Origin of the sequence: Streptomyces sp. TLI_171, assembly GCF_003610255.1 — a bacterium.
Classification (GTDB): domain Bacteria; phylum Actinomycetota; class Actinomycetes; order Streptomycetales; family Streptomycetaceae; genus Kitasatospora.
The window spans coordinates 1,157,939-1,168,565 of the sequence record NZ_RAPS01000001.1; the positions used below are offsets into that span (position 1 = coordinate 1,157,939).

At 74.1% G+C, this 10,627-nt stretch carries 11 protein-coding genes and 1 pseudogene; 1 reads left to right on the forward strand and 11 read right to left on the reverse strand.

Translation table 11 applies throughout. The annotated features are described in order from the left end of the window. Positions 1 to 2: 2 nt before the first annotated feature. A complete protein-coding gene (locus tag BX266_RS05275) occupies positions 3 to 566 on the reverse strand; it encodes a GNAT family N-acetyltransferase (protein WP_099897752.1) in 564 nt (187 codons plus the stop codon). Positions 567 to 856: 290 nt separating this feature from the next. Beyond that, a complete protein-coding gene (locus BX266_RS05280; protein WP_259464554.1) occupies positions 857 to 1,732 on the reverse strand; it encodes a metallophosphoesterase in 876 nt (291 codons plus the stop codon). 272 nt (positions 1,733 to 2,004) lie between these two features. Here BX266_RS05280 and BX266_RS05285 point away from each other — a divergent pair, with 272 nt between their 5' ends. After that, positions 2,005 to 2,856 carry a lysozyme gene (locus tag BX266_RS05285; RefSeq protein WP_180290389.1) on the forward strand — a complete coding sequence of 284 codons (852 nt, stop codon included), beginning with the start codon at positions 2,005 to 2,007 and terminating at the stop codon, positions 2,854 to 2,856. A gap of 64 nt (positions 2,857 to 2,920) precedes the next feature. Here the strand turns inward: BX266_RS05285 and BX266_RS05290 are convergent, their stop codons facing one another. From BX266_RS05290 to BX266_RS05330, 9 genes and pseudogenes are all read right to left on the reverse strand, one after another. Beyond that, positions 2,921 to 3,442: a GNAT family N-acetyltransferase gene (locus BX266_RS05290; protein WP_099897755.1), complete on the reverse strand. Its 522-nt coding sequence runs from the start codon at positions 3,440 to 3,442 to the stop codon at positions 2,921 to 2,923. Positions 3,443 to 3,486: 44 nt separating this feature from the next. Further along, positions 3,487 to 4,239, reverse strand: a complete 753-nt coding sequence (locus tag BX266_RS05295; RefSeq protein ID WP_099897756.1) for a class I SAM-dependent methyltransferase — start codon at positions 4,237 to 4,239, stop codon at positions 3,487 to 3,489. Continuing rightward, the gene (locus BX266_RS05300) at positions 4,236 to 4,934 is read right to left on the reverse strand and encodes a hypothetical protein (RefSeq protein ID WP_147437090.1); all 699 of its coding nucleotides are present in this window, start codon (positions 4,932 to 4,934) and stop codon (positions 4,236 to 4,238) included. Before BX266_RS05300 ends, BX266_RS05295 begins: the two co-directional genes overlap by 4 nt. Positions 4,935 to 5,427: 493 nt before the next feature. Beyond that, on the reverse strand, positions 5,428 to 5,670 hold the full coding sequence (locus BX266_RS39715) for an acyl carrier protein (RefSeq protein ID WP_259465051.1): 243 nt from the start codon (positions 5,668 to 5,670) through the stop codon (positions 5,428 to 5,430). Between the two features lie 93 nt (positions 5,671 to 5,763). Continuing rightward, positions 5,764 to 6,174, reverse strand: a pseudogene (locus tag BX266_RS39720) (holo-ACP synthase); the annotation flags it as partial. Then, complete coding sequence (locus BX266_RS05315; RefSeq protein ID WP_099897759.1) at positions 6,171 to 7,160, reverse strand: nitronate monooxygenase family protein; 990 nt, start codon at positions 7,158 to 7,160, stop codon at positions 6,171 to 6,173. The gene BX266_RS05315 and the pseudogene BX266_RS39720, both read right to left, overlap by 4 nt. Further along, on the reverse strand, positions 7,147 to 7,992 hold the full coding sequence (locus tag BX266_RS05320) for a hypothetical protein (RefSeq protein ID WP_099897760.1): 846 nt from the start codon (positions 7,990 to 7,992) through the stop codon (positions 7,147 to 7,149). Before BX266_RS05320 ends, BX266_RS05315 begins: the two co-directional genes overlap by 14 nt. 42 nt (positions 7,993 to 8,034) lie before the next feature. Beyond that, positions 8,035 to 8,913, reverse strand: coding sequence for a diiron oxygenase (locus BX266_RS05325; RefSeq protein ID WP_099897761.1), 879 nt, complete (start codon positions 8,911 to 8,913; stop codon positions 8,035 to 8,037). Positions 8,914 to 8,944: 31 nt separating this feature from the next. Continuing rightward, positions 8,945 to 10,312: a condensation domain-containing protein gene (locus tag BX266_RS05330; protein ID WP_143686862.1), complete on the reverse strand. Its 1,368-nt coding sequence runs from the start codon at positions 10,310 to 10,312 to the stop codon at positions 8,945 to 8,947. Positions 10,313 to 10,627: the final 315 nt, after the last annotated feature.

The window sequence follows — 10,627 nt, forward strand, 5'->3', positions numbered from 1 at the left end:
TCTCAGGCCAGCGACTTGACCAGCTTCTCGAAGCGCAGGTCGGGGCGGAGCGGCTTGCCGAAGCGCTCGTCCCCGTAGGGGAAGGGCTCGAAGACGCCGGTACGGGCGAAGCCCCGCCGCTCGTACCAGGCGATCAGGTCGGCGCGCTGCTCGATGACCGTCATCTCCATCTCGGTCGCGCCCCACTCGGCCCGGGCCCACTCCTCGGCCCGGGCCAGCACCCGCCGCCCCAGGCCGCCGCCCTGGGCGGCGGGTGACACCGAGAACATCCCGAAGTACGCGGCCGCGGACCGGCGCTCCAGGTGGCAGCAGGCCACCAGGGCGCCGACCCGCTCGGCGATCAGCACCACCGAGTCGGCCCGGCCGAGCAGTTCGGCCACGGCCGCCTCGTCGGTGCGCTGCCCCTCCAGCAGGTGCGCCTCGGTGGTCCAGCCCACCCGGCTCGCCTCGCCCCGGTACGCCGACTGCACCAGCGCGACCAGGGCCGGCACGTCCGCCGCGACGGCGGGCCGGAAGTGCAGCTCGGTGGTGGTCTGCTCGGCGGACGTCGGCTCGGCGGCGGTCATCGGCGCTCTCCTCGGGGCAGGTCGCGGCAGGTGCGGGAACCGCCATCGTGCCACAGCGCCCGGCGCCGCCGGGCCGCGCCGAACACTCCCCCGACCAGCGCGGTCGGCCCCGGGCCGGGGGCCGGCCGCGCTCTCCCCGCCCCGCCGCCCGCACCGCCGGAACCGCCGAGCCGGTGGCCGCCGCCGGCCGAGTACCTGGTCCGCCGTCGACTCGACCCTGCCCACTGTCCGCGCCCCTCCGTGGCGCCGCCGTCCCCGCGACCCTGGCCGGCGGGACCGTCAGCGGCCGCTCACGGCGCGGGTGGCGGGGCGGGGACCGGCTGCTCGGGCGGGGCGGGGTAGGGCAGGATCTGGCGGAGCAGCCCGCGGGGGTGGCCGCGGTGGCGCCACTCGCGGGGGTAGCCGAGCGACACCTCCTCGAAGCGGACGTCCTCGTACCAGGTGGTGCGCGGGATGTGCAGGTGGCCGTAGACGACGGCGGCGACGTTGAAGCGGCGGTGCCAGTCGGCGGTGAGCTCGGTGCCGCACCACTGCGCGAAGTCGGGGTAGCGCAGGATGTCGGTGGGGCGGCGGTCCAGCGGCCAGTGGCCGACCAGGACCAGCGGCAGGTCCGGGTCGTGCGCGGCGAGGGTCTTCTCGGTGGCCTCGACGCGCTCCCGGCACCAGTCCTCGACGCCCGCGTAGGGGGCCGGGTCGAGCCGGTACTCGTCGGTGCAGACCACCCCGGCCTCGCGGGCGCGGGCCAGCGACTGCTGCTTGTCCGTCGCCTCGGGGACCCGGAAGCTGTAGTCGTACAGGGTGAACACCGGGGCGATCGCGCACGGGCCGCCGGGGCCCTGCCAGACGGGGAACGGGTCCTCGGGGGTGACCACGCCGAGGGCGCGGCAGCGCTCCACCAGTTCCCGGTAGCGGGCGGGGCCGGGCAGCGTGACGGGGTCGCGCGGGGTGGTCCAGAGTTCGTGGTTGCCGGGCGTCCAGATCACCTTGGCGAAACGGCCGGCCAGGAAGCGCAGGGTCGCCTCGACCACCCGGACCTGTTCGGCGACGTCGCCCGCGACGATCAGCCAGTCGTCGGGGCCGGTGGGTCGGAGATCGTCGAGGACGGACTGGTTCTCGGCGATGCCGAGATGGAGGTCGCTGACCGCGAGCAGGCGTCCGTCCGCCAATTCTTCCCCGTTTCCAGTGGTGCATCCCACCAGTGGGACGCGCGTTGACACGCTACCTCCGGGCGGACCGGCCGCGCCAGACGATCTCGTTTTCTGGCGGTTCGTCAACATCCGTCGGAACCACGGGTGTTCGTTTGTCACATCTATGTCTGTTCGCTCTACATACCTTCATTCGATGTGTGGTTTCAACACTCTGTTGACTGACGGGGCCATGACTATATCTTCTCCGCATGCGGCCGACGCGGCCGCGGCACCCGGACCGAGGAGTCGTCATGCGCGCTTCCGGCACCACCCGTCTGCTCCGCCACACCGCCACCGCGGCGGCCACCGTCGCCCTGGTGGTCGGCAGCCTCGCGGCCGCCGTCCCGGCGAACGCCGCCAAGCCCACCGAGCCGGTCGGCTTCCACCCCGAACTCGACTACGCGGGCTCCACCGTGGCCAAGCACGAGGGCCGCGACACATCCGCCACCGCGAGCACCTTCGCAGCACTGGCCGTCACCCAGACCAAGGGCATGGACGTCTCCGGCTGGCAGGGCAACGTCGCCTGGAGCACCGCGTACGCCAACGGTGGCCGGTTCGCCTACGTCAAGGCCACCGAGGGCACCACCTACACCAACCCGTACTTCGCCCAGCAGTACAACGGGTCCTACAACGTCGGCATGATCCGCGGCGCCTACCACTTCGCGCTGCCGAACAACTCCAGCGGCGCCACCCAGGCCGCGTACTTCGTCGCCCACGGCGGCGGCTGGTCCAAGGACGGCAAGACCCTGCCGCCCGCGCTGGACATCGAGTACAACCCGTACGGCGCGACCTGCTACGGCCTCAGCCAGGCCGGCATGGTCAGCTGGATCCGGGACTTCTCCAACACCGTGCACACCAAGACCGGCCGCTACCCGGTGATCTACACCACCACCGACTGGTGGACCACCTGCACCGGCAACAACGGCTCCTTCGGGGCCACCAACCCGCTCTGGGTCGCCCGCTACGCCTCCTCCGTCGGCACGCTGCCCAACGGCTGGTCCTACCAGACCATCTGGCAGTACGCCGACTCCGGCACCCTGCCTGGCGACCAGAACTACTTCAACGGCGCGTTCGACCGCGTCCAGGCGCTCGCCAACGGCTGACCCGCCGTCACCACCCGCCCGCCCGCGGCCGGACGCACTGCGCGCCGGCCGCGGGCGGGCCCCGTCACGCCAGGTCGGCGCGGAGCATCGAGAAGATCACCTGGTCGTGCCACCGGCCGCCGCGCCACTGGGCGGAGCGCAGCACGCCCTCCCGCACGAAGCCCGCCTTCTCCAGCGCCCGCTGCTCGCCCAGGTTGGCGCAGTCCGTCCACGCCTGCAGCCGCTCGGCCCTGGTGTGGTCGAACAGGTACTCCGCCAGCAGCCGCTGGGCCCGGGTGCCGATGCCCCGGCCGTGCACGTCCGGCAGCAGCCCGATCGCCAGCGTCCAGCAGGAGGAGGTGTCGGGCCGGCCCCAGCTGCCCGGGAACCACTCGACCCGGCCCACCGTCCGACCCGCCTCCGCGACCGCGAGCACCCCGCCGTCCGGTCCGAGCAGGCCGTTCTCGGTGAACTTCCGCCGCAGCCCGCCCGGCGAGCGGTAGCCGAACCACTGGTACGGGCCGACGCCCTCCGGCCCGCCGAACTCGCGCTCGAACAGGTCGAGATCCTCCGCGACGACGGGGCGCAGCACGATCTCGTCCGACATGGCGGACCTCCTGCTCTGGTGCGGGGCAACGGAGTTCGACCCTCTCACACCGCCGCGGGGCGGAGTACCAGGAGGTCCATCCAGCTGACGGCCGGTTCCTCGGGGTGCTCGGCGGCCGCGCGGTTCAGGCGGTCGAGGCCCGCCTGCCAGGCCTCGTCGGGGAGGGCGCGCAGTTTGGTGTCGGCGTCCCGGCGCAGCCGGGCGGCGAACTCGGCGAGGGTCGGGGCGGATTGGTGCGGCAGGGAGAGCAGGGCGTGCCGCTGGAAGCCGGCCTCGGCGAAGGCGGCGGTGACGACCTCCACGCTCGGGTAGTCGGCGATGCCGGCGGCGGTCTCGGGGAAGAACCGCACCCGCAGGTCGCGCTCGCACCGCCCCGGGAAGGCGTTCCGGATCAGCACGGGCCCGCCGGGCCGCAGGGCGCGCCGCAACTCCCGTGCGGCGGCCGGGAGATCGGTGATGTGGTGGATCACCGAGCCGAGCCAGGCGGCGTCCGCGCCCGCGTCGGCGACGGGCAGCCGTTCGGCCCGCCCGTCGAGCACCGTGATGCCGTCCCCGGCGGGGATCAACTCCCGCATGGCGGCTGCCGGTTCAATGGCGACCACGTGCGCGCCGTACCAGTCGCGGAAGGCGGTGGCGAAGGCGCCGGTGCCCGCGCCGACGTCCAGGAGGCGCGCGCCGGGCCGGAGCGCGGCGTGTTCGGCGATCGCCTCCCGCCAGGCGGTCAGGCCCTCCTGCGGGACCTCGCGGGCCGCCCGGTAGTCGGCGGCGGTCTTGGCGTCGTACCCGGTGTCGGTCACGGCCGGCGGTCTCCTGGGGTGAGCTGGTCCAGTACGGGGGTGAGCTGGGCGGGGTCGGCGCCGCCGAGGACGGCGAGGAACAGCCAGCCGCGGGGTGCCGCGAGCGTGCCGGCGGCGAGCGGGAGGATGCCGGGGCGGCCGTCGGTGGCGAGCAGCCGGGCCCCGTCGAGGGCGTTAACAAGGCGGTCGAACCAGTCCTCGCCGTCGACCGGGACGATCCTCAGTTCGACTCGGGCGTCGAGGTGTTGGGCGATCATGCCGGGCGAGAGCCGGGCGTTGACCTCCAGTACCGGAACCAGGCCGCCGTCGGCGGTGGTCATCGAGTCCACCGAGAGCGGTCCCCGGTAGCCCGCTTCGGCGGCGGCCCGGGCGACGGACTCCGCGCACTCGCGGTAGCCCGCCCGGTCCAGCCGCTCCAGCAGAGCGGCGTCGGGCCGGTCCGAACCCCGGTACGCGTGGCCGTCGTTGAGCACCTGCCGGATGCCGAGCCAGTGCGGCTGCCCGGCCTGGTCGATGGTGAAGTGCGCGGCGAAGTCCTCGGCGCGGGTGTGCAGCGGCTGGACGATCAGTTCGATCCGCGCCGCGCGCCGCTCGATCTCCCGCTCCAGGTGCCGTTCCAGGAACGCCAGTCGCTCGGGGTCTCGACCACCAGGTTGCCCTGCCCGGACACCCCGTAGGGGTCCTTGACCACGCACGGTCCGGTGGCGGCGGCCCGCAGGGCGGCGAGGCCGGTGACCACGGTGCCGGAGCCGGGGTGGCCGAGGCCGGTGGTCCAGGTCTTGGAGTTGACCAGGCGGACGGCGTGCTGTGCGGGCAGCTCGCCGCCCAGGCCCTGCCGGGCGAGGGCGGCGGCGGTGCCCGGCAGCGCGGCGTACGGTACGCCGGCCGCCCCGGCCAGGCCGGGGACGGGGTGGGCGGCGAGCCGCTGCTCGACCGTCCCGGCCGGGTCGCCGGGGACGGCCAGGTGCCGGTCGCCGAAGCCGGCGGCGCGCATCGTCTCGGTGAACGCGACCGGCGGCCGACGGTGCGTCAGCAGCACGTCGCCGGGCCGGCAGAGCACCGCCTGCAGCTGGTCCATGTCCCGCATCAGGCGTTCGCCTTGCGGGTTGCGCAGCGCGGGCAGGGTGGCCAGGTCGGCGGGGCGCCAGTGCGCCTCGGCGTCGCAGCTGCCGAACCGGACGGCGCCGGTCACGCGGCGCCCCGGGCGGCGGGGTCGAGGAAGCGCTCCTGGATCCGGTCCAGGGTCCGGAAGTCGTCGACGGTGACCTCGGCCAGGTCGATCGGGCGGCCGGAGACGCCCTCCAGCAGGTAGATGAACTCCAGGAAGTCGAGCGAGTCGATCAGCCGCCCCTCGATGAGGTCCTCGGCGGGTTCGACGGCGCGGCCGAGCTTCGGGTTCTTGCCCTGGATCCAGTCGGCGATCTGCTGCATGGCTCTGACTCCTCGGTGTGGTGGTGGGAGGGAGGGGGGACCCGGTCGCGGAGCGACGGGGCGGGCGAGGGCCCCGGCGAGGGCGATGGCCCACTCGCCCTCGTGGGTGATGCTGAGCGTCCACCGGTCGATGCCGGCGGCGCGCAGCCGGCGCAGCGCGGTGCCGTGCGGGTGGACGACCGGCGCGCCGCCTTCGCCGCGCAGCACCTCGACGTCCCGGAGGAGCACCAACCCGCCCGCCGGGGCGAGCAGTTTGAGGAACGCCTCCTTCGCGGCGAGCCGCCCGGCCAGGGTGGCGTCGGGGGTGCCGCGGACGGCGGCGAGCTGGGCGCGTTCGCGGGCGGTGAACTGGTCGGCGAGCCAGCGTTCGCCGTGCCGGCGGGCGAGTTCGGCGGCGCGCGGCACGTGCACCAGGTCGATGCCCAGGCGCAGGCCCGGGTCGGGGGCTTCGGGGGCCTCGCCCAGGAGGCGGTGCAGGGCGCCCCGCAGGGCGGGTCCGGTCATCGGCCGGCGAGGGCCCGCGCGTACTGCTCGCGCAGCCGGCCGAGCAGGGTGGCGGCGGGTTCGACGGCGGTGACGGCGGCGCAGCCGAGTCCGGCGTAGCGGGCCATCTCGCCGACCCGGCCTTCGGCTTCGGCGGTGGGCGCGGCGGCGGAGCCGCGCGGGACGGGCCGCCGGGCGCCCATCACGGTCGTCCAGGCGATCATCGCGGACGGCAGCGGCGCCGGTGCGTCGGTGACGGCGCTGCGCAGGACGCGGTGGGACCGGCCGGGCCAGCCGATGGCGAAGCGGTCGGTGACGACGGTGTCCCCGGGCCCGGCGGCAGCGAGGTCGCACTTGTAGTCGGGGTGGGCGGCGGACTCGGCGGCGGCCACGAACAGCGTCCCGCAGATCGCGCCGCTCGCCCCGGCGGTGAGGACCCGCAGCAGGTCGGCGCCGGTGGCGACGGCCCCGGAGGCGAGGACGGGCACGTCCAGGCCGTGGCCGGTTAGCAGGTCGGCGAGCGGCTGCTCGCCGAGGTGGTGGCCGCCGGCCTCGACGCCCTGCACGGCGACGGCGTGCGCACCGAGTTCGGCGGCGGCCCGGGCGTCGGCGTGGCTGCCGGTCTGCACCAGCAGCCGGTGCCCGGCGGCGAGGACGGCGGCTGCGAAGGAACGCGGGGGCAGGCCGTAGCTGTTGACGGTCAGTCGGCGATCGGCCCGGTCGAGGACGGCGGCGAGCTGCTGGTCGAGCAGCCGGTCGGCGACCTCGGGGATGACGTTGACGCCGAAGCCGCGGGTGGTGCGGGCAGCGGTCTGCTCGACCAGCGCGGCAGCGAGTTCCCGGTCGCTCTTGTAGAGGGCGACGGTGCCGAGCGCACCGGCCTCGCTGACGGCGGCGGCCAGCGCCGGTCCGGCGATGCCGCCCATCCCGGCCTGGACCACCGGGAGTTCGGTGCCGAGCGCGGCGGCCCCGCGGACGGCGGCCGCCGCCGGGTCAGCCGCGGCCATCGCGGACCTCGCGGACCCGCTGCAGGGCGGCGTCGGCGCTGCCGTGGGCGAGGATGCTCGCGTGCACCCACCGCTCGACGCCGAACGCGGTGCAGCCGCTGTGCGCGGCGGCGCCGTCGGAGGTGATGCCGAGGCGGTCGCCGAAGAAATTGCGGTGCCGGTTGACGGAGGCGATGGCGGTGCCGTCGACGGCGAGGAACTCGTACTTGACCGGGTCGAGGGCCATCAGCTTGGCGCGCGAGCCGGTCCGGTCGTAGAACGGGTCGTTGGCGGGCCGGTAGTCGAGGGCGACGCCGAGGCGGGCGGCCAGGTCGAGGATGAACTCCTTGGAGCGGGCCAGGTGGTCGCGGACGCCCTCGGCGGTTCCCAGGTACAGGACTTCGCGCATGTGGAAGCCCCAGAGGCGGCGCAGCCCGTCGTAATGGTCCTCGTTGCGGAAGCAGCGGCCGACGGCGGTGAGGCGCTGTCCGGCGCCGACCTCGGTGTCGGCGAGCGAGAGCAGCAGGCCGTAGCAGGTGGCGGAGGGCAGCAGGTAGCCGGTGGGGTGGACGGGCTGCTCGGCGGTGGGCTCGCCGGCGGCGAGGGCGTCCAGGGTGTCGCCCAGGTAGCGGGCGGCGGCGACGCCGAGGTGCGGGAAGTTGCGGAAGTAGTCGAGCTTGGCGAGCCCTTCGGCGGGCAGCAGCGGCGGGCCGACCACGGCGGGGGCGTGCAGCTGGTCGGCGAGGCCGGTGAACAGGGCGTCGAGTTCGGTGAGCAGCGCGGCGCGGACGGGGTCGAGGACGACCAGGCCGGGGCCGGGCTCGCGCAGCGGGGGCAGAACGGTGGTGGTCATTCGGTGCGGGTGTCCTTGCGTGGTACGGGCGGTGACGGTGGATCAGGCGGCGTCGAGCACGCCGATGCGGCGGTAGAACGCGGTGGTACGGGAGGTGATGGCGGCGTGCGCGGCCTGCCGGGCGGGGTCGGCGAGGACCCGGGCGCGGAAGCCGAGCGGGTCGGGGATGCCGGCGTCGCGGTAGGCGTCGACGCTGTACAGCTGCTGGATCGAGGACTGGATGTACCTGGCGACGTAGCTGCGCCCGTGCGCGGTCTCCTGTTCGTCACCGGCCTCGACCAGGCGCTGCCACAGGGCGCGGACCAGTTGCGCGCCGAACGCGATGTGCCGGGACTCGTCCTGGTGGTGGACCCGGTTGATGGCCCGGATGGTCTCCGGCAGGGCGGGGTCGGCGGCCATCCGGCTGTTGAAGTGGTCGACGATCTGCTCGAAGATCAGGATCCGGCTGAACACCACGAAGTTGTCGAGCCGCGCGGAGTGCTTCTCGCCGCCGAAGGACATCGACCGGTCGGGGAACAGCCGTCCGCCGTAGCGCAGGCAGAACTCGGCGAAGAACCACATGTGTTCGTTCTCCTCGCCGAGGAAGTGGTGGAAGAACGGGGTGGGGATCTCGTAGCCGGGCGCGTGGATGCGCCGGACGACCTCCTGCATCAGTTCGCGGATGCCGTGCACGTTCAGGCTGTAGAAGTTGATGCTCTCCCACTTGGACAGCGCCAGGTACTGCTCGCGGCTCAACTCGGCCGCGGCGGCGGTGCCGTGCACGGTGAGCAGGTCCTCGCTCATCCACAGGCTGCCCTCGGGGATCCGCTCGGGCCAGTCGAAGGTCTGGTACGGGTTGTAGTACTCGTTCTCGGCGGCGGCGGTCAGCCGGGTGACGGCGGCGGCGACTTCCTCGTCCCAGACGGGCGCGGCGGTGGTCACGGTGGGGTCCTCTCGGTGCGGGTTCGGTGGTTCAGCGCGCGAAGGTGACGGCGGCGAGCTCGACGGGCTCGGCCGCTCCGGCCACCAGCAGCGCCTCGAAGGCGCGCAGCACCCGTTCGACGTCCTGACGGGGGATCAGTTCGGTGTCCGCCATCAGGTAGAGCAGCACGGTGTCGGGGGCGTAGGTGGTGTGGACGAAGAACAGGGCGTCCTGGCGCTCCCAGTCGCCGACGTGGAAGATCCGGGTCTTCTCGGTGAGCGGCGCGAGGCCGTCGGGCGTGGCGGGGACGTCGGGGAGGTCCTCCCAGCGGTCGTGCATCCGCTTGTCGTTGAAGAAGTGGCCGAGCTGGAGCACCCCGCCGTTGCGCTCGCGGGCGGCGTCCAGCACCTCGTCCACGGCGATCGGGTCGTAGTGGGCGTGCCGGTAGGCGTTCATCCCGGACAGGAAGGCGCGCTTGACGGCCTGGTCGAAGGTGCCGTCGCCGACGTCGAGCGAGAACAGGGCGTTCTCGGCCATCGCGGCGACCAGGCGGCGGCTCCGGTCGTCGTGCCGGTTGACCGCGATCAGCTGCAGCGGCACGGTCGGGTGGCCGGTCCAGGCACCGAGCACCACGGCGGTGGCGGCGAGCAGCACGGTGCCGGTGGAGACCTGGCAGCGCTTCGCGATGGCGGTGGCGGCGACGGCGGCGGCCGGGGAGTCCATCCCGAGGCGGACGAAGCGTTCGGGGCGGCCCCGGTCGTCGACGGGCGGGAACAGCGCGGGCGGGACCTTCTCCAGGGTGCGCCGCCAGTGCTCGACGGCGGCGGCGCCGCGCTGCGCGCCCTCCCCCTCGCTCTCGTACCCGGCCTGGTCGAGCGGCTGCCAGTCGGGGGCGGGCTGCTCCGTGCCGGCCAGCAACTCCCGCAGGTCCCGCTCCAGTTCACGGACCGCCCAGAAGTCCACGCCGAGGTGGGAGAAGACCAGTGCGAGGTGCGCGGGCCGGCCGTCGTCGAGGACCAGGGCGCACCGGAACGGGATCTCCTCGGTGTGCCGGAAGGTGCGGGCGACCAGTTGCTCGCCGATCCGGGCCGCGGCGCCGGCGGCGTCGCCGGCCGTGCTGTCGAGCACGGCGTAAACGAGCGTGCCGGTGCCGGTGACGTGCTGCTGCCAGCCGTCGGCGCTCTCGTGGAAGGTGGTGCGCAGCGCCTCGTGGCGCTCCAGCAGCGCGGTGAGCGCGGCGTCCACCTGCCCGAGGGTGCGGCCGGGCGGCAGTTCGACGGTGCGGCGGATGTTGAAGTAGTGCGCGCCCTCGTCCAGCCAGCGGATGGACTTCCAGATGGCGCGCTGGCCCCAGGTCATGGGCGCGGTGCCGGTTCTGGCCCCGCGGTAGGTCACCGTACGGGTGTCAAGGCTCTCCACAGCAGCGGGTTCCTCTCCGGTACGCGCCGCCGGGCGGCGCGCGGACGAGGGCCGTCGGCGGGAAGGGGCGACGGCCGGGCGGAAACGGGCGGACGACTTGGGGGACGCGTTCCGGTCCGCCGGCCTGATGGGCGTGCGGCGAGGTGGGAACAGCTCTCCCGGCAGCCGGCCTGCCGCAGCCCGGGATCATGCGCCAACCCCCGTCGGGCGCAGGTGGGAACGGGTGTCGGCGATGTCCGGCCGAACCCGATCCGAACAGGACGCTAGCCGGGATCTCGATCAAATGTCTAGACCAAATCGACAGTTCTTGAACTG

What these genes read in the sequence shown, in the direction of transcription:
- BX266_RS05275 (WP_099897752.1), bottom strand. Translation starts at nt 566, where the DNA reads ATGACCGCCGCCGAGCCGACGTCCGCCGAGCAGACCACCACCGAGCTG.
- BX266_RS05285 (WP_180290389.1), top strand. Translation starts at nt 2,005, where the DNA reads ATGCGCGCTTCCGGCACCACCCGTCTGCTCCGCCACACCGCCACCGCG.
- BX266_RS05290 (WP_099897755.1), bottom strand. Translation starts at nt 3,442, where the DNA reads ATGTCGGACGAGATCGTGCTGCGCCCCGTCGTCGCGGAGGATCTCGAC.
- BX266_RS39715 (WP_259465051.1), bottom strand. Translation starts at nt 5,670, where the DNA reads ATGCAGCAGATCGCCGACTGGATCCAGGGCAAGAACCCGAAGCTCGGC.
- BX266_RS05315 (WP_099897759.1), bottom strand. Translation starts at nt 7,160, where the DNA reads ATGGCCGCGGCTGACCCGGCGGCGGCCGCCGTCCGCGGGGCCGCCGCG.
- BX266_RS05320 (WP_099897760.1), bottom strand. Translation starts at nt 7,992, where the DNA reads ATGACCACCACCGTTCTGCCCCCGCTGCGCGAGCCCGGCCCCGGCCTG.